Below are 18,601 nucleotides of genomic sequence, written 5' to 3' on the forward strand. Positions count from 1 at the left end.
AGGGTCGAATATACCGCTGCAGACGCCTGTCCTTCAAGGATTTTTTGCGCTGCCGCAAGCCCTCGGGTAGCGTCAGCCGATCTCGCCGACAGCAAACAGGCGCCGATGTTCCTTCATGGCGTAGCGATCGGTCATGCCGGCGATGTAATCGGCGATCGCCCGAGGCTTGTCCGCCCGCGCCATCTGCTGATATTGCGGCGGCAGCAGGCGCGGATCGTTCATGAATGCGGCGAACAGATCCTGGATGATGCGCCGGGCCTTGTCGGTCATGCGCAGCACCTGATAGTGGTGGTAGAGGTTGTCGCGCAGGAAGGTCTTGAGAACCCGCAGGTCGGGCAGCAGCTCCGCGCTGTAGGCCACCAGGCGTGGCGCGGCGCGTACGTCGGCGAGGCTCGTCACCGCAGCGGCGGCGATGTTGGCGCGGGTCTGTTCGATAAGATCGACGGCCATCAGGTTGATCATGCGCCGGATCGTTTCGTGGATCAGCCGTCGCCCGGCGAGACCCGGGTATCGCGCTTCGACGAGCTTGCGGTTGCGGACAAACACCGGCACGGCATCGAGCTGCTCGAGGGTGATCAGACCAGATCGCAGGCCGTCATCCACGTCGTGATTGTTGTAGGCAATCTCGTCGGCGAGATTCGCGAGTTGCGCCTCGAGAGACGGCTGGCGACCTTCGAGGAAACGCCGACCGACGTCGCCGAGGAGTTCGGCGTGCTTCGGCGAGCAGTGCTTGAGGATCCCTTCCCGCGTTTCGTGGAGCAGGTTGAGGCCATTGAACTCGGCGTAGCTCTCCTCGAGGATGTCGACGGTGCGCAGCGACTGCAGGTTGTGCTCGAAACCGCCGAAATCCTTCATGCAGGCGTTGAGCGCCTCCTGGCCTGCGTGGCCGAACGGGGTGTGACCAAGATCGTGCGAGAGCGCCACCGCCTCGGCGAGATCCTCGTTGAGGCGCAGCGCGCGGGCGATCGAACGGGTGATCTGGGCGACCTCAATGCTGTGGGTCAGGCGCGTGCGGAACAGGTCGCCTTCGTGGTTCACGAAGACCTGGGTCTTGTATTCGAGCCGGCGGAACGCGGTGCAATGCACGATGCGGTCGCGGTCCCGCTGGAACTCGCCCCTGGCCAGCGGCGCCGGCTCGGAAATCTGCCGCCCGCGGGAATTGGCTTCCGTGACAGCGTAAGGGGCAAGTTCGATCATGGCATCGGCCTGGGTGTCAGCAGCAGGCGTCGATGCTGGCGCGAATGTCGTCGGCGCGGGCTTCGGCAGTGATCACCGCATGCCCGATCGCCTTGAGGAGCACGAGACGCAGCGTGCCGTCGGTCACTTTCTTGTCGTGGGCCATCAGTTCGAGATAGCGCTCGGCACCCAGCCGCGCCCCCTTGACCGGCAGGCCGGCGCGGCGATGGATGGCGACGACCCGCTCCACGTCCGCATCGGTGAGCCAGCCGAGGCGACGGGACAGATCCGCGGCCATGACGGCACCGGCCGCGACCGCCTCGCCATGCAGCCATTCGCCGTAGCCCAGCCCGGTCTCGATGGCGTGACCGAAGGTGTGGCCGAGATTGAGCGTCGCACGTTCGCCCTGCTCGGTCTCGTCGGCGGTAACCACCTCTGCCTTGTTGCGGCAGGAGCGCTCGACAGCCTCGGCAAGGGCATCGGGGTCCCGCGCCAGCAGACGCTCGACGTTCGCCTCGATCCATTCGAGAAAGGGAAGATCGCGGATCAGGCCATACTTGATGACTTCGGCCAGACCGGCCTTCAGCTCCCGGTCCGGCAGGGTGTTGAGGGCGGTGGTGTCGGCAAGCACCAGCTTAGGCTGGTAAAAGGCGCCGATCATGTTCTTGCCGAGAGGATGATTGATCGCGGTCTTGCCGCCGACCGACGAATCGACCTGGGACAGCAGGGTCGTCGGCACCTGGATGAAGGGCACGCCGCGCTGGTAGGTCGCGGCGGCGAAACCGACCATGTCGCCGATGACCCCGCCACCGAGGGCGATCAGCGTCGTGCTGCGGTCGCAGCGCTCGGCGAGGAGACCGTCGAAGATCAGGTTGAGGGTCTGCCAATCCTTGTGCGCCTCACCGTCGGGCAGGACGATCCGCGTCACCCTGAGCCCCTGGGCTTCGAGGCCGGCGACGAAGGCGTCGAGATACAGCGGGCCGACCACGTCGTTGGTGATGACGGCAATGCGCCGGGTCTTGAGATGCGGAAGGATCAGCGCGGGATTGGAGAGCAGCCCGGCCCCGATGTGGATCGGGTAGCTGCGTTCGGCCAGTTCAACGTTCAGAGTGCGCATATCGCCTGCAATTCCTTTTCGATCAGCCTCACCATCGCGTGGGGCGTACCGCGGCCGCCCTCGACGATGATGTGGGCAACCTCGCGGTAGAGGGGGTCTCGGGCGACGTAGAGATCCTGCAAGCGCCCCTTCGGATCCGGCACCTGCAACAGTGGGCGCGTGCGGTCATGACGCGTCCGTTCCCACAGGACGGGCGGCGTCACGTTGAGGTAGATCACCACGCCCCGTTCGGCGAGCATCGCCCGGTTTTCCGGCCGGGTGACCGCGCCGCCGCCGGTGGCGAGGATCAGGTCCGTCTCCTGAGTCAGTGCGTCGAGGGTCTGCGTCTCGCGACGCCGGAAGCCCTCCTCGCCCTCGATCTCGAAGATCGTCGGGATCTTCACGCCGGTTCGCGCTTCGATCTCCTGATCGCAATCGACAAAACGTCGGCCGAGACGCTTTGCAAGCTCCCGGCCGACGGTGGTCTTCCCCGAGCCGGGCATGCCGACTAGGACGATACTGCAAGGTGACTTCAAACTTGTTCCCGGGTCCAGATAAAGGCCAAGCGCTTACTGGATGACGATGGTCCGATAGCTCACCACATTGGCGGGCGTTGTCAGCTGGAGCGTGACGGTGCCAGTCACCGAAGAGCCGCTGCACTTGGTATCGATGAAGAGCGTATGGAAAGTCCCGCCCAGCGCGGACGTATTCGGCACTTTATCGGGTACTACCGGCTTCGTGTAGGCGACGTCGATGGACGGCAACCACTGCAAGGTGTCGGTTATCGCGCTTATCGTCGTGCCTGCCGGCAACGGGTTGTTGTTCTCGTCGGCGACGCGGAAAGTGAAAGCCCCGGAGCAGCCCTGCGTATTGAAAGTACTGGGCGACAGCGATCCGATGTTGGCACTCGAAAGCGTAATGACCGCAGTCCGGCGCACGTGCGCAGAACCCCACTGACCATCGCAGGTATTCGCTTTGTAAGGCGCATTGTAGTAGCGCCCGTCAGCCGGATAGGCGGGACACGCAGACGTGTTGGCCGCATTGAAGGCGATTTCGCGTTCCCCTGACTGCCATGCACCGTCTTCATTGTTGTCGATGAATGCGTCGCCCAGATCACGGAACGGCTCGTTTGCATCCCACGTATTGTTGGTGTTCAGGTCATCAAAGCTCTCTTCGCCCTGAGCATACGCAAGGACCGTCACCCGTCCATTCGACGGCCGGAAGTTCGCCGAGGTGAACTTCACCGAGCACGCACCATCGGTCGTATTGCACGAGGGCTGGACGCCAGCGCCTTCGCTGATGAAATTGACCACGGTGCCGTTCGGGACGGGATTGCCCAGACGGTCATACGCATGCACGGTCAGGTCCGTCTGCTTTCCATCGATCAGCCAGCCTTCGATGTTGAAGGTATCGACCGCGAGCGAGAAACGATCCTGAGTGGGGCGTCCGGTGGAGATGGTCAGGTTCGGCGACAGGCTGCGGATCGCCGAATTTTCATCGAGCGTCGCGATGACCCAGACCGGCGTCGGCACAGTCCCCGCGGATACGGTCACGCCGACCAGGCCGGACGCGTCGGACGTGCCCTGAACGATGCCACTTGCCTGGCTGTTGAGCTTGATGCCACCAACGCGCGTCGACAAGTCGAAGTTCACCTTCTTCGACGCCATCGGCGCATTCTTGCCATCGACGACCTTGAAGGTCACCACGGAATCGGAGGACAACCCATCCCCGCCGGTTCCTGCCAGCACGATGGAAGCCGGGGTCGCCGAAATGAAACTCACGTTCGAAGCCTGGGGCGGCGCAACCGTGATGCGAACCTGCGCCGTCGTGCCCTGAATCGACGCGGTGATCGTATCGTCGCCAGCGCAGCCGTTGTCGGTATAGGTTGCGGTCGCCACGCCGTTGACGGTCGCTACGGTGGGCGTGAGCGTGGCTTTGGCGGGCGTCGCGCTGGCGCAGGACGAGATGAAGGACACGACCTGGGTCTCGGAGGTCGTCACGCCATTCAACAGGACTTTCACCGAGACGGACGTGCTGCCGTAGGCGCCGAGGGAAGCGCTTGCTGCCGCGAGGTTCTGGAGACTCAGCGTTCCGGGGCTGACGCTGTAGGCGGCGCTGCCGGTCACGATCGTCCCGTCGATATCGGCGGACACAGTAACCCGGCCGGCGCCCTCAGCGGTGACATTGGCCGCCAGAACGGTAATCGACGCGGTCCCGTCGCTGCCGGTCAGGCGCGTGCCGGAGGCAGGGTCGAGTACAGCCAGGGTGGGCGCCGAACTGGTGAACGTGACGAGCTTTCCGGACAGCAAGGCGCCGGTCGGCGAGGTCACGGTCGCAATCACCTTGAGCGGCTTGCCGGTGGTCAATGAGGTGCTCGCCTGGTTCGTCGTTGCATCGACGAGGGCCAGCGTAAGCGTCGGGGTCGCGGTGGTAGTCGTCCCCGAGCCTGAAGACCCCGAACCCGTACTCCCCGAACAGCTGATGTAGCCCCCCGGACAACCAGTGGAGCCACCACCCCCGCCGCCGCCACCGCAGCCTGCAATGGCAGACATGGCGATCACCACGACGGCGAAACGGATTTTCGAGAACAGCCTGAGGGCACCAAAGTCACTCATTCGGATTTCCTTTGCAGAACACGGCATCAACGCAACCCGAGCTGATCGTTAATGATGCGGGGCGTGATGAAGACAAGCAGCTCGGTCTTGTTGTCCTTCCGTTCGTTGGTCCGGAAGAGATAGCCGAGCACGGGCACATCGCCAAGCAGCGGGATCTTTGTCGTGGTATTGGAAGTATCCTGAGTGTATATACCACCAATCACGATCGTACCGCCATTTTCCACCACGACTTCTGTCTTGACGTGCTTGGTGTCGATGGGAACACCGGAGGTCAGCGACACGTCGAAGCGCGGCGAATCCTTGTTAACATCGAGCGCCATCATGATCTTGCCGTCCGGCGTGACCTGCGGCTTGACCTTCAGTGCGAGGTTCGCCTTGCGGAACGACACGCTCGTCGCGCCGGAACTGGTGGCCGAGTTATACGGAATTTCGACACCCTGCTCGATGATGGCTTCAGCCTTATCGGCGGTCATCACACGCGGACGGGAAACGACCTTGCCCCGACCGTCGGCTTCGAGGGCGGAGACCTCGAGATCAATGTAGCGTGTCGCCGCGCTGTTCCATAGCGCCAGCGAGAAGGCTCCCGCCTGCTTGTTGTTGATCGTCGACGCCGGCAGATTGACCCCAAGGGCATCGTTGAAGTTCGGCATGGTGACGATCTGACCAGCCTGATAGCCGGTGTTCGACAAGTTACCGGTACCGAAGGTGTTGCGATAAACCTGCACGCCGCCGGTCGTGGTGCCCAGCACCCCGCCCGTCTTGCCGCCAAAACCAAGACGCACGCCCAGGTTTCGGGTGAAGGTGTCGGAAGCCTCGACGATCTGCGCCTCGATCAGCACCTGACGAACTTCGACGTCGATCTCGGCGATCAGGCGGCGCATCTCCTCGAGGCGTGACGGGATGTCGTTGACGAAAATCTTGTTGCTGCGCTCGTCGGGCACCACGCTGCCGCGCTTCGAGAGGACGGTCTGATCCTTGCTCTTGAGGAACTCGGCGACGCTCTTGGCCTTGTGATAGTTGATCTGGAAGCTCTCGGTGCGCAGCGGTTCGAGATCGCCGATCTGGGCACGGGCTTCAAGGTCGAGCTTCTCGCGGGCGGCGAGTTCGTCGCGCGGGGCAATCCAGATCACATTGCCGTTCTTGCGCATGTCGAGACCGCGAGCCTGCAGGATGATGTCGAGCGCCTGATCCCACGGCACATCCTTCAACCGCAGGGTCAGATTACCCTGCACCGAATCGCTGGTGATGATGTTGAAGTTGGTGAAGTCTGCGATGACCTGCAGCACCGACCGGACATCGATGTTCTGGAAGTTCAGCGACAGCTTCTCGCCACCGAAACGCCCCTTGCCGGCGCCCTGGATGAGCTTGTTCGGATCTTCGCGGACCGGCTTCACCTCGAGAACGAACTGATTGTCGCTCTGATAGGCGTTATGCTCCCACAAACCCTTCGGCGTGACGGTCATGCGGACGTTGCCACCCTGGGTCTGGGTCACCACGCTGGAGACCGGCGTACCAAAGTCGACCACGTCGAGCTTGCGACGAAGCTGCTCGGGCGCATCGGTCTTGAGGAAATCGACGATCAGGCTGGTGCCCTGCTGACGGATGTCGATACCCGCGTTGGCATCCGACAGATCGACGACAAGACGGCCCTCGCCATCCTTGCCACGACGGAAATTGATATCGCGAATGGAGTGGCGCTCACCCTGCGAGGCCAGCGCGGGCGCCGCGAACTGCGACGATTGGGCGACGACCATGCCGGTCGCCTCCTTGACCTGGGAGGTCGCCAGCGTGATCAAGACATCGTTGCCGTCGATTCGCGTGTCGTAGGGGTAGACGCGGGAGAGATTCAGGACCAGCCGGGTCCGGTCTCCAACCTGGACGACGTTGACGCTGCGCAGATCACCCGTGTTGAGCACCTGACTGTTACGCCCGAGGGCATTCGCCGTATCGGGAAAATCAAAGGCGATCCGCGCGGGATTGGCGACACTGAAACTGCCAGGCAATGCCGCCAACGGCTGAGCCAGCGTGAGCTTGAGAATGATGTTGCCGCCCTGCTCGGCGGCAATGATCTTCTCGATCCGGTTGGCGGCCTGCGCCGCCGCGCCAGGCGGGGTCTGCGCGATCGCAGCGGCGATCGGCGTCAGGCTGCCGAAACACGCCGCCAAAACCCATGCGCCAAGCTTGACGCCAGAGCGTCTCATTTTCATTTCTTCCCCTCCTGAGGCGCCTGCTCTTGCAGTTGCAGCGTACTGATGCGTTCGGTCCATTCACCGTTGGCGTCTTCGACGAGTTCCTTCAAGGTAACCTCCGTCTCCGAGATGGCGGTGATCTGACCATAATTTTGTCCGAGATAATTGCCGACCTTGACCTGATGCAACGTCTTGTCGGCGACGATGATGGCGTGGGACTGACCGCGCTTCATCAGCACCCCGACCATCTTCAACGATTCCAGCGGATAGGATTCCAGCGGCTCGCGACGCCGGTTGGCGTCCGGCACGAACTGGCCCGACTTCTTATCCGGCTCCAGTTTGGCGGCCCGGAAGGGGTCGACCTTGCCGGCCCCCTGGTAACTCACCGGCACCACCTCCTGAATCGGCGGCAGCGGCTTCAGATTGGGCTTGAACCCCTGGGAGTTCTCGTCCATCCACTTGCGCAGATCATCCTGCTCGTCACCGCAGCCCGACAGCAGCAGGACGGCAGCTACCGGCAGCAGCGCGGTCAATCGAACGATTCTCATTTGGCGGCCTTTTCCTTAGCCTTTTCCTTGCGCAGCTTGGCCACTTCCTCGTCGTCGAGATAGCGGTAGGTCACAGCCGTCGCATCGAACTTGAGGCTGCCCTCCTTCTGCGCCTCGATCGCGACGTCGTTGAGCGTGACGATCCGGGGCATCTGGGCAACATCGCTCACGAACTCGCCCAGATCGTGATAGCTGCCGACGACACGCACCGCGATCGGAAGCTCGGCGTAGAAATCCTTCATGCTTTCGGTGCCGGGCTTGAACAGCTCGAACTGCAACCCACGCCCGAGACCCGCCTGGTTGATGTCGGCGAGCAAGGACTCCATCTCCGAACGGTTGGGCAACTGCTTGAGCAAGGCGCCGAACTGGCGATCGATCTCGCTGAGCTGACGCTTGTATTCAGGCAGATTGACGGCCTGCTCCTTCTTGTCCCGCCATTCCTGCTTGAGATTGGTCTCTTCTGCGCGCTTGGTCTCGAGCTGCTCCCACTGGGCACTCCAGTCGAGCCACCAGCCACCCACGACGATGGCGAGGAAGACCGCCACCAGGAAAGCCACCCGCGGCGCCAGCGGCCACTGCCCGGGATCGTTGGGATCGAGCCCCCTGAAGTCACGCAGCAGGCTCTGGTAATCGAGATTGCGAAGCCCTTCCATCGACAGCCTGGAACTCATAGCGGCTTACCTCCCGCATTCGCGGCGCCGCCCACGACGACCGCCTTTCCTTTCTGCTTGCCCATGGGGTCTTCCGTCTTCGAACGCTCGATGCTGACGTTCAGACTGAATTCGCTGACCCGCCGGTTGTTGAGTGTCGCCGCCTTCACCTCGACCAGATCGGCGCGCTCCAGATTGGGGGACGCCTCGAGGTTGCGCATCAGATTCGAGACCCGCGCGTTGGACTGGGCATAGCCCACGAGATTGATCCGCGACCCCGTCTGCTTAAGCGCGCGCAGATAGACGCCCTCCGGCATCTGGTTGGCCAGCTCGTTGAAGATCTGCACGGTTTCGGTGCGATTGACCTGCAGGGATTCGATCACCTGCTTGCGCGACAGCAAGGCTTCGGCCTGCTCGCGCAGCCCTTTGATCTCGGCGATTTCCTTGTCGAGTTCGGCGATCTGCTCTTTCAGGAAGACGTTTTTCTCTTCCTGGCTCTCGACGTAGCCCGCGATGACCGAATGCCCCACAAACCAGACGACCAGACCGGAGATCGCCGCCACCGCGGCAAGAAGCCAGAACTGCTGCCGACGCGCCTTGCGCTTTTCTTCCCGATGGGGAAGCAGGTTGATACGAATCACGAATCGAACCTCCGCAACGCGAGCCCGCAGGCCACCAACAGGGCCGGCGCATCGACAGCCAGATTTTTGGGTCGGATCTTGGAACTCAGACTCATGCTCGCAAACGGATTGGCAACCTGCGTCTCGACCTGGGTACGGCCTGCCACGGTTTCGGCCAGCCCCGGAATGACTGCACAACCGCCGGCAAGCACGATGTGATCCACCTGGTTGAACTGGGTCGAGGTGAAGAAGAACTGCAGCGCCCGCGAAACCTCGAGCGCCAGCGAGTCCATGAAGGGGCGCAGCAGTTCGCTCTCGTAGCTCTCGGGCAGCGAACCGGTACGCTTGGTGCTTTCTGCCTCTTCGATCGACATGCCGAAGTGGCGCATGATGTCCTGGGTCAGGAGGAAACCGCCAAAGGCCTGCTCGCGCGCATAGACCTGCACGCCGTTGCGCAGCACCGAAACGTTCATCACGTTGGCGCCCGCATCGACCAGGGCAATGATCTTGTCCTCGCCGTGCCCCGGCAGCTGCGCCTGAACCAGTTCGAAGGCGGAGAGCGCCGCGTAGGATTCGACATCCATCACCAACGCCTTGAGTCCGGCGGCTTCGGCCGCGGCCACCCGGTCGGCAACCTTTTCCTTGCGCGACGCGGCGATCAGCACTTCGTCCTCGTCCGCACCGGATGCAGCCGGGCCGATGACCTGGAAATCGAGATTCACTTCGTCGAGGGCAAACGGGATGTACTGATTGGCCTCGGACTCGACCTGGACCTCGAGTTCCTGGTCGCGCAAGCCGGCAGGCAGGATGATCTTCTTGGTGATCACCGCCGAGGCAGGTAGCGCCATCGCGACAAACTTGGTGGTGGTGCCCAGCCGGCGCCAGCTGCGGCGAATCGCCTCCGCCACCGCATCGAAATTGGCGATGTTGCCGTCGGACACGGCCTCGCGGGGCAGGGCCTCGATCGCGTAGCGCTCGACCCGATACCCGCCCCCGGAAACAGCCGACAACTCGACCATCTTGACCGACGACGACGAGATGTCGACGCCAATCAGCGGACGCGCCCTGGGGCTGAGAAAGGATAGGTCGATCACAAAAAAGTCCTGAAAATTCTTTATGTTAGACGCAATTACAACAATCTACATGAAATCCTAACAACAACCATGACAGGTGTAAAGCAAGTCCCTGTTAAACACCGCATCGCCACACGGGCGGCAAACGGGTCGTACTCGTATAATGCGGCACTTCGAACTTGCCTCCTGCTCCTGCCATGCGCTGGGTCCTCTACCCCCTTGCCGTTCTTCTCGGCCTCGTTGCCGTCGGCGTTGCGATCGTCGCCATCGCCGTCGCCTTCGCCTGGCCCACGCTCCCCTCGCTGGAAGCCCTGACCGACTACCACCCGAAGATTCCGCTGCGGGTCTATACCGCCGACGGCGCCCTGATCGGCGAGTACGGCGAGGAGCGCCGCGCCGTCGTGCACATCCAGGACGTGCCCCCGGTACTCAAGCACGCCATCCTCGCCGCCGAGGACGACCGCTTCTACCAGCACTCCGGCGTCGACTTCCTCGGCATCCTGCGCGCCGCCGGCGCCAACCTCGCCACCGGCGGCAAGCGCCAGGGCGCCTCGACGATCACCATGCAGGTGGCGCGCAACTTCTTCCTGACCCGCGAGAAGACGATCTCCCGCAAGCTGTACGAAATCCTCCTGGCCTTCAAAATCGAGCAGAACCTGACCAAGGACCAGATTCTCGAGGTGTATATCAACCAGATCTTCCTTGGCCGGCGCGCCTACGGCTTCGCCGTCGCGTCGCAGACTTACTTCAACAAGCCGCTGCGCGACCTAACCATCGCCGAAGCCGCGATGCTCGCCGGTCTCCCCAAGGCGCCGTCGGCCTACAATCCGATCGTCAATCCCAAGCGCGCCGCGCTGCGCCAGCAATACGTGCTGCGCCGGATGACCGAACTCGGCTTCATCACCCCGGCCGAACAGCAGCAGGCGATCGACACTCCGCTCAAGGTCGCCACCGGCAGCACGAGCAGCAGCACCGCCGATTTCGGCAGCGGCGCCGACTACGTCGCCGAGATGGCGCGCCAGATCGCCTACGAGCAATACCGCGAAGAAGCCTACACCCGCGGCATCAAGGTCATCACCACGATCAACAAGGCCGAACAGGACGCCGCTTACCGCGCCCTGCGCCGCGGCATCATGGATTACGACCGCCGCCACGGCTACCGCGGCGCCGAGAGCTACATCGACCCGGCGCGCACCAACCCCGAACAGACCGAGTCGCTCGACGAACTCCTGGCCGACACGCCCGATTACGACGACATGCTGGCCGCGATCGTCACCAAGGTGGGCGGCGGCGTGGTCACGGTCTACCGCTACGGCGAAACCATCAGGATCAGCGGCGAAGGCGTGCGCTTTGCATCCGCCATGCTCGGCGACAAGGCGCCACCCAACAAGCGTATCCGCCCCGGCGCCGTGATCCGCATCACGCGCGCAGACAACCACTGGGAGATCACCCAGCTACCCGAAGTGGAAGGCGCGCTCGCCGCCGCCGACCCCCGCACAGGCGCCATTCGGGCGCTGGTCGGCGGCTTCGACTTCAATCGCAACAAGTTCAACCACGTCACCCAGGCATGGCGCCAGCCGGGCTCCAGCTTCAAGCCCTTCATCTACTCCGCCGCCTTCGAGAAGGGTTACGGCCCCAACAGCGTGGTGGATGACTCCCCCCTGTCCTTCCCCGCCGGCGAGACCGGCAGCCAGGCCTGGGAACCCAAGAACTACGACGGTCGCTACGACGGCCCGATCTCGCTGCGCACCGCGCTGGCCCGCTCCAAGAACATGGTGTCGATCCGCCTGCTCAAGTCGATCGGCCCGCGCTATGGCCAGGACTACATCACCAAGTTCGGCTTCGACGCCGAACGCCACCCGCCCTATCTCACCATGGCCCTCGGTGCCGGCTCGGTCACCCCCTGGCAGATGCTGCGCGGCTACGCGGTGTTCGCCAACGGCGGCTACCGGATCGAACCGTATCTCGTGAAGGAAATCCGCGACGAGGCCGGCAACGTGCTCGCCCGCGTAGACCCACCGGTGGCCGGAGAAACCGCCGAACGGGCCATCGACGAGCGCAACGCCTACCTGATGGATTCGATCATGAAGGACGTGGTGCGCCGCGGCACCGCCACCAAGGCGCTGGCGCTCAAGCGCGGCGACCTCGCCGGCAAGACCGGCACCACCAACGAGTACGTGGACGCCTGGTTCTGCGGCTACCAACCCACCGTGGTGGCCGTCGCCTGGATCGGTTTCGACCAGCCGAAGAAGCTCGGCAGCGGCGAAACCGGTGGCGCCGCTGCCCTGCCGATGTGGATCAACTACATGCGCAAGGCCCTCGAGGGCGTCCCCGAATCCTACCCGACCGCACCGGCGGGCCTGATCCGCGTCCAACCCGCAGGCAGCCCCACCGAAGAGATGATCTACAAGGAAAATCTCCCGGCCGTGCCGCCCGAAGCGCCGCACGAACCCGCCAGCAACACCCCGGCGGACGAAGCACCGACCCCGGCCGCCGCACCGGCAGCGCCGGCCGCAGCCGCGCCGCCGGCGCCACCGCCCGCCGACTGAAACGCCGCAGCCGGTCAGCCCGCCAGGCTGACCGGCTCGCCCGCCTGCTCGGACATGCAGCGGGACAGCACCGCGTAGAAATCCGCGCCGTCCCGCGTCCCCAGCCAGCGCCCGCCCTCCGGGCGAAAGTGGAACCCACCCGACTTGGCGGCCAGCCAGATCTCCCGCGCCGCCGTGTGGCGATTGACGATGATCTTGCTGCCGTTGTCGAATTCCAGCTCGACGATCCCGCCCGGCTTCAGCTCGTAGTCGAAATCCAGCCCACAGCCGTCCAGCAGTCCTTCGAGACGCGCCAGTTCGGCGTCCGCCAGTGCGTTGAAATCTGCTTCATCCATCGCCTTACCCCTTGATCTGTTAACATTCCCGCTTTTGCGCGGAATCCATGCGAACCATCGCCATTGCAGCCGCAACCTGCGGCGCGATCCTGCTGGCCGGCTGCGGCATCAAGGGGCCGCTGTTCATCCCGCAGCCCCCCAAGCCGGTCACCCGGCCCGCCACCACGCCGACGCCCGCGCAAGCCCCGGCCACCAGCCCGGCACCGGGCGCCGATCATAACAAACCCGCCACCCAGGACTCTCTCCCATGACGACCGCCCTGCCCGTGCCGACGCTTGCCGCCGGCCCCACCGGCCTGACCCTCGAAGGGGTCGCCCTCGCAGACATTGCCGCCCAATTCGGCACCCCCACCTACGTCTATTCCCGCGCCGCGCTGACCCAGGCCTTCGACGCCTACCAGCGCGCCCTCGGTCTGCGCAAGTCGCTGGTGTGCTACTCCGTCAAGGCCAACTCCAGCCTTGGCGTGCTGTCGGTATTCGCCAAGCTGGGCTCCGGCTTCGACGTCGTCTCCGGCGGCGAACTGGCCCGCGTGCTGGCCGCCGGCGGCGATGCTGGCAAGGTGATCTTCTCCGGCGTCGGCAAGACCGCCGCCGAGATGCGCTTCGCCCTGGACGCCGGCATCGGCTGCTTCAACGTGGAATCCGCCGCCGAACTCGACCGCCTCGCCGAGGTGGCCGCCAGCATGGGCAAGCGCGCGCCCATCTCCTTCCGCGTCAATCCGGACGTCAATCCCAACACCCACCCGTACATCTCCACCGGCCTGCGCAGCAACAAGTTCGGCGTGGCCTTCGACGAGGCCCTCGACCTGTACCGCAAGGCCGCCACGCTGCCGAGCATCGAGATCTCCGGCATCGACTGCCACATCGGCTCCCAGCTCCTCGACCCGGCCCCCATGACCGAAGCCGCCGAGAAGATCCTCGGCCTGGTGGACCAGCTCGGCCGCGAAGGCATCAAGCTCGACCACATCGACCTGGGCGGCGGCCTCGGCATCCGCTACCGGGACGAGGAACCGCCCACCCCCAGCACCTACCTCAAGCCGCTGCTGGACTGCTTCGCCGGTCGCGACGAGGCCCTGTGCTTCGAACCCGGCCGCTCCCTGGTGGGCAATGCAGGCCTGCTTCTGACCCGCATCGAATACCTCAAGCCGGGCATCGAGAAGAACTTCGCCATCATCGACGCCGCCATGAACGATCTGGTCCGTCCGGCCCTCTACGACGCCTACCACGAGATCGTCGCCGTCGCACCGCGCGACCTGCCCGCCACCCGCTACGAAGTGGTCGGCCCGATCTGCGAGAGCGGCGATTTCCTCGGCCACGACCGCGACCTCTCGGTCGAGACCGGCGACCTGCTGGCGATCCTCTCGGCCGGCGCCTACGGCATGACGATGAGCTCCAACTACAACACCCGCCCGCGCGCCGCCGAGGTGCTGGTGGATGGCAGCGACGTCCACGTCATCCGCGAGCGCGAGACGCTCGAACACCTCCTGAAGGGCGAACGCCCGCTGCCCTGACCGCCACCCGACGCCGCCCGCCATGCATCCCGCCTCCCGCCTCGCCCTGCTCCTCGCCCTTGGACTCGCCGGCTGCGGCGGGAAGCCCGACGGCGCCGCCACCGGCAAGCCCGCCGGCCCGCCGGCCACGCCGATCACCGTCTTCAAGGCCGCCAGCGTGCCCCTCGACGTGACCGAGGACACCCTCGGCACCCTCGAAGCGCTGATCGACCCGAAGATCGGCGCCGAAGTCGCCGGCCGGGTGGTGTCGGTCAGCGCCCACAGCGGCGATCGGGTGAAGAAGGGCCAGCGCCTCGCCGAGCTCGATCCCACCGACTTCCAGATCCAGGGGCAGACCGACGCCGCCGAGATCAACCGCCTCGAAGCGCTCGTCGCCCAGGCCGAGCGCTTCGCCGAGCGCCAGCAGAACCTCGTCGACAAGGGCTTCATCTCCCGCAACGGCGCCGACGACGCCCTCGCCCAGCGCGACGCGCTGCGCGCCCAGCTCGCCACCGCCCGCGCCCGCAGCCACGCCAGCCGCGCCAACCTGGGCCGCACGCAGGTCGTCGCCCCGGTCGACGGCATCGTCGAGACCCAGATCGTCTCCCCCGGCGACTATGTCAAGGTCGGCGATCCGCTGTTCCGCCTCGTCTCCAACCGCGTGCTGCGCGCCCACCTGCCCTTCCCGGAATCCGCCGCCGCACGCATCCGCCCCGGTCAGCCGGTGCGCCTCGGGCTGCCACACCTGCCGGGCACCGTGATCGAGGGCACCGTCGAGGACGTGAAGCCCACGATCAACGATCTCTCCCGCGCCATCGACGTGCAGGTGCGCCTCGACAACGACGGCAGCCTGCTCTCGGGCGGCACCGTCAACGCCGCCATCGTCACCGGCCGCAAGCCCGCCGCGGTGGTGGTGCCCGAGCAGAGCGTGGTGCTGCGCCCCGCCGGCAAGGTGGTGTACGTGATCGCCGACGGCAAGGCGAAGCAGCGCGTCATCGAAACCGGCGTCAAACGCGACGGCCGCATCGAGATCGTCAAGGGCCTCACCGACGGCGAGACCATCGCCGAGGACGGCGCCGGCTTCCTCACCGACGGCGCTGCGGTCAGCGTCAAGACGCCTGCCTCCGCCAAGCCCGTCGCCCAACCCGCCGCTGCCGCCAAGCCATGACCCTGCCCGAGCTTTCCATCAAGCGCCACGTGCTGGCGTGGATGATGAGCGCCGTGCTGGTGCTCGTCGGCGTCATCGGCTACCAGCGGGTCGGCATGGACCGCTACCCGTACATCGAATTCCCGGTCATCTCGATCACCACCACGCTGAAGGGCGCCAACCCCGACATCGTCGACTCGAGCATCACCAACATCATCGAATCGGCGGTCAACAGCGTGCCGGGCATCGAGCACGTGCAGTCCACCTCGTCGCCGGGCGTATCCACCGTCAACATCACCTTCTCGCTCGAGAAGAAGGTGGACGTGGCCTTCAACGAGGTCCAGTCCAAGGTCAACCAGGTGCTGCGCCGCCTGCCCAAAGATGTGGACCCGCCGGTGGTGGCCAAGGTCGAGACCAACGCCCAGCCGGTGATGTGGCTCGCGCTGCAGGGCGACCGCACGCAGCAGCAGCTCAACCAGTACGCCATCAACACCCTTAAAAAGCGCCTCGAGACCATCGACGGCGTGGGCGAGGTGCGCCTGGGCGGACGGCGCGACCGCACGATCCGCGTGAACCTGCGGCCCGACCGGATGGCCGCCCACAAGATCACCGCCCAGGACATCACCGACGCCTTCGCCAAGGAACACGTGCAGCTCGCCGGCGGCTTCGTGGTCGGCAAGACCACCGAGAGCCTGGTCAAGCTCGACCTGGAATTCCACCAGGTCGAGGAACTGCGCGACCTCGTCCTCACCAGCCGAGAAAAGGCCCCGGTGCGTCTGGGCGACGTGGCCGACATCGAGGACGGACTCACCGACAACCGCCAGCTAGCCCGCTTCAACGGCAAGACCACGGTGGGCCTCGGCATGGTCAAGATCGCCAACGCCAACACCGTGGCGATCACCGAGCGCATCCAGGAACGCCTCGACAAGGATCTGCGCCCGATGCTGCCGCCGGGCATGACGCTCTCCGTCGTCTCCAACGACGCGGTGTTCATCCTCGAGATCGTCGATTCGCTGAAAGAACACCTGATCGAGGGCACCCTGCTGGCCGCGCTGGTGGTGTGGGTCTTCCTGCGCTCGGTGCGCTCCACGCTGATCATCTCGCTGGCGATTCCGGTGTCGCTGATGGGCGCCATCGCGGTGATCTACTTCGCCGGCTTCACCCTCAACTCGCTCACCATGCTGGCCCTGCTGCTGCTCATCGGGGTGGTGGTGGACGATGCGATCGTGGTGCTCGAGAACATCTTCCGTCACCGGGAAGCGCTCGATCCCGACCCCGTCTCGGCGGCGGTCAATGGCAGCAACGAAGTGGTCTTCGCGGTGATGGCGGCGACCCTGTCGCTGGTGTGCATCTTCGCGCCGGTGGCCTTCATCTCGGGGATCATCGGGCAGTTCTTCCGCAGCTTTGCGCTGGTGGTCACCTTCGGCGTGCTGGTGTCGCTGTTCGTCTCGCTCACCCTCACGCCGATGCTGTGCTCGCGCTACCTCAAGGTCGAGAAGCAGCACGGCCCTGTGTATCGCTTCTTCGATCGGGTCTTCGAGCGAATGGATGCGCTCTACGTGCGCCTGCTCGACGGCGCCCTGACCCATCGCCTGTGGGTGCTGTTGGCCACGGTGCTGGTGGTCGGATCAAGTGCCTTCTTCTTTGGCGCGGTGGGCAAGGCCTTCGCGCCGGACCAGGACGAAGGACGCTTCCTGGTCTCGCTGCGCACCCCGCTCGGATCGAGCATCGACTACACCGACGCCAAGCTGAAGGAGGTGGAAGTCATCCTCAACCGCCATCCGGAGATCCGCACCGAGTTCTCGCTGATCGGGCTCGGCGCGGCCGGGCAGGTCAATCAGGGCACGGTGGTGGTGCGCATGGCGCCGCGCGAGGAGCGCAGCGTCAAGCAGCAGGACGTGATCCCGCAGCTGCGCCAGGAGTTCGCCCAGGTGGCCGGCGCGCGGGTGTTCGCCGCGCCCTACCCGATGGTTCAGGGCCAACGCGGCGAGCCGCTGCAGTTCGTGCTCACCGGCGACAACCTCGACGAACTGGGCCGCCACGCCCAGGCCCTGCAGAAGAAGCTCACCAGCGTTCCCGGCATCGGGCGCATGGACACCGATCTGCAACTCGATCTGCCCCAGCTCATCTTCGCCCCCGACCGCCTGCGCATCGCCGACGCCGGTCTCACCACCCAGGACGTGGCCCAGGCCATCAACATGCTCACCGGCGGCGTGGACATCGCCAAGTACAACGACGAGCCCGGCGACGGCCAGCGCTACGACATCCGCGTGAAGGCCGTCGAGGGCAGCTTCACCCAGCCGGCCGACCTGTCGAAGATCTTCCTGCGCAACAAGGCCGGCGAGATGGTGCGCCTCGACAGCGTGGCGAGCTTCCGCGAAGCCCTCGGCCCCGCCATCGTCGGGCGCTTCGACCTGCAATACGCCGCCACCTTCTTCGCCTCGCCGACGATCCCGCTGGCCGAGGCCGTCGAACGGGTCAAGGCCACCGCCGCCGAACTGCTGCCCACCGGCTACCAGGTCAAGATGATCGGCCAGGCCGAGGAGTTCGGCAAAACCCAGAAGTACATGAGCTTCACCTTCCTGCTGGCGATGACGCTGCTCTACATGGTGCTGGCGAGCCAGTTCAACAGCTTCCTGCAGCCGGCCATCGTCATGCTGGCCCAACCGCTGGCCATCGTCGGCGGCGTGGCGGCCCTGTGGCTCACCGGCCAGACCCTCAACATCTACTCGATGATCGGTCTGGTGCTGCTGATCGGCCTGGTCGCCAAGAACTCGATCCTGCTCGTCGACCTCACCAACCAACGGCGCGCCGATGGCCTGCGGGTGGACGCTGCGCTGCGCGACGCCTGCCCGATCCGGATGCGCCCGGTACTGATGACCTCGCTCACCGTGATCCTCGCCCTCGCCCCCGCCGCGGCCGGCTTCGGCGCCGGCAACGAGACCAACCAGCCGCTGGCCATCGCGGTGATCGGCGGCATGATCAGCTCGACCCTGCTGACCCTGGTGGTGGTGCCGGCGGTGTATTCGCTGATCGAAGGCTGGCGCGAGCGCCGCCGCGTGGCCCCGTAGGGGCGGATCGAACGCGCCCGCGATGCGGGAGCCCCGCGCCGGA

At 65.1% G+C, this 18,601-nt stretch carries 15 protein-coding genes; 5 read left to right on the top strand and 10 right to left on the bottom strand.

Going from position 1 to position 18,601, the window contains the following annotated elements:
* Window positions 1–72 precede the first annotated feature (72 nt).
* From ACE3P2_RS00140 to ACE3P2_RS00180, 9 genes are read right to left on the bottom strand one after another with little or no spacing between them, the layout of a single operon-like run.
* Window positions 73–1,197 (bottom strand): deoxyguanosinetriphosphate triphosphohydrolase, encoded by a 1,125-nt coding sequence (locus ACE3P2_RS00140; RefSeq protein WP_374259469.1) that lies wholly within the window; start codon window positions 1,195–1,197, stop codon window positions 73–75.
* 16 nt (window positions 1,198–1,213) lie between these two features.
* The gene (gene aroB / locus ACE3P2_RS00145) at window positions 1,214–2,293 is read right to left on the bottom strand and encodes a 3-dehydroquinate synthase (RefSeq protein ID WP_374259471.1); all 1,080 of its coding nucleotides are present in this window, start codon (window positions 2,291–2,293) and stop codon (window positions 1,214–1,216) included.
* Complete coding sequence (locus ACE3P2_RS00150) at window positions 2,281–2,790, bottom strand: shikimate kinase (protein ID WP_374259571.1); 510 nt, start codon at window positions 2,788–2,790, stop codon at window positions 2,281–2,283. Before ACE3P2_RS00150 ends, aroB begins: the two co-directional genes overlap by 13 nt.
* A gap of 51 nt (window positions 2,791–2,841) precedes the next feature.
* Window positions 2,842–4,887, bottom strand: a complete 2,046-nt coding sequence (locus ACE3P2_RS00155; RefSeq protein WP_374259473.1) for a hypothetical protein — start codon at window positions 4,885–4,887, stop codon at window positions 2,842–2,844.
* 26 nt (window positions 4,888–4,913) lie between these two features.
* Complete coding sequence (gene pilQ / locus ACE3P2_RS00160; RefSeq protein WP_374259573.1) at window positions 4,914–7,088, bottom strand: type IV pilus secretin PilQ; 2,175 nt, start codon at window positions 7,086–7,088, stop codon at window positions 4,914–4,916.
* 2 nt (window positions 7,089–7,090) lie between these two features.
* Window positions 7,091–7,624, bottom strand: coding sequence for a pilus assembly protein PilP (locus ACE3P2_RS00165; RefSeq protein WP_374259476.1), 534 nt, complete (start codon window positions 7,622–7,624; stop codon window positions 7,091–7,093).
* Window positions 7,621–8,295, bottom strand: coding sequence for a type 4a pilus biogenesis protein PilO (locus tag ACE3P2_RS00170; RefSeq protein ID WP_374259478.1), 675 nt, complete (start codon window positions 8,293–8,295; stop codon window positions 7,621–7,623). The genes ACE3P2_RS00165 and ACE3P2_RS00170 overlap by 4 nt, the downstream gene beginning before the upstream one ends.
* Entirely contained in the window at window positions 8,292–8,915 is a 624-nt protein-coding gene (locus ACE3P2_RS00175) for a PilN domain-containing protein (RefSeq protein WP_374259481.1), read from the bottom strand. Before ACE3P2_RS00175 ends, ACE3P2_RS00170 begins: the two co-directional genes overlap by 4 nt.
* Window positions 8,912–9,988 (bottom strand): pilus assembly protein PilM, encoded by a 1,077-nt coding sequence (locus ACE3P2_RS00180; RefSeq protein ID WP_374259484.1) that lies wholly within the window; start codon window positions 9,986–9,988, stop codon window positions 8,912–8,914. Before ACE3P2_RS00180 ends, ACE3P2_RS00175 begins: the two co-directional genes overlap by 4 nt.
* 176 nt (window positions 9,989–10,164) lie before the next feature.
* Here ACE3P2_RS00180 and ACE3P2_RS00185 point away from each other — a divergent pair, with 176 nt between their 5' ends.
* A complete protein-coding gene (locus ACE3P2_RS00185) occupies window positions 10,165–12,516 on the top strand; it encodes a penicillin-binding protein 1A (RefSeq protein ID WP_374259487.1) in 2,352 nt (783 codons plus the stop codon).
* Between the two features lie 14 nt (window positions 12,517–12,530).
* Here ACE3P2_RS00185 and cyaY read toward each other — a convergent pair whose 3' ends face one another.
* A complete protein-coding gene (gene cyaY, locus ACE3P2_RS00190; RefSeq protein WP_374259490.1) occupies window positions 12,531–12,851 on the bottom strand; it encodes an iron donor protein CyaY in 321 nt (106 codons plus the stop codon).
* 47 nt (window positions 12,852–12,898) lie between these two features.
* Here cyaY and ACE3P2_RS00195 point away from each other — a divergent pair, with 47 nt between their 5' ends.
* Genes ACE3P2_RS00195 through ACE3P2_RS00210 form a run of 4 tightly spaced genes read left to right on the top strand, consistent with a single transcriptional unit; the run spans window position 12,899 to window position 18,558 of the window.
* Window positions 12,899–13,102 (top strand): lipoprotein, encoded by a 204-nt coding sequence (locus ACE3P2_RS00195; protein WP_374259492.1) that lies wholly within the window; start codon window positions 12,899–12,901, stop codon window positions 13,100–13,102.
* Window positions 13,099–14,361, top strand: coding sequence for a diaminopimelate decarboxylase (lysA, locus tag ACE3P2_RS00200; protein ID WP_374259495.1), 1,263 nt, complete (start codon window positions 13,099–13,101; stop codon window positions 14,359–14,361). Before ACE3P2_RS00195 ends, lysA begins: the two co-directional genes overlap by 4 nt.
* A 22-nt stretch (window positions 14,362–14,383) precedes the next feature.
* Window positions 14,384–15,508: an efflux RND transporter periplasmic adaptor subunit gene (locus ACE3P2_RS00205; RefSeq protein ID WP_374259497.1), complete on the top strand. Its 1,125-nt coding sequence runs from the start codon at window positions 14,384–14,386 to the stop codon at window positions 15,506–15,508.
* On the top strand, window positions 15,505–18,558 hold the full coding sequence (locus tag ACE3P2_RS00210) for an efflux RND transporter permease subunit (protein ID WP_374259499.1): 3,054 nt from the start codon (window positions 15,505–15,507) through the stop codon (window positions 18,556–18,558). Before ACE3P2_RS00205 ends, ACE3P2_RS00210 begins: the two co-directional genes overlap by 4 nt.
* Window positions 18,559–18,601 lie beyond the last annotated feature (43 nt).

It is taken from the genome of Zoogloea sp., assembly GCF_041911615.1.
Taxonomy (GTDB): Bacteria; Pseudomonadota; Gammaproteobacteria; order Burkholderiales; family Rhodocyclaceae; genus Zoogloea.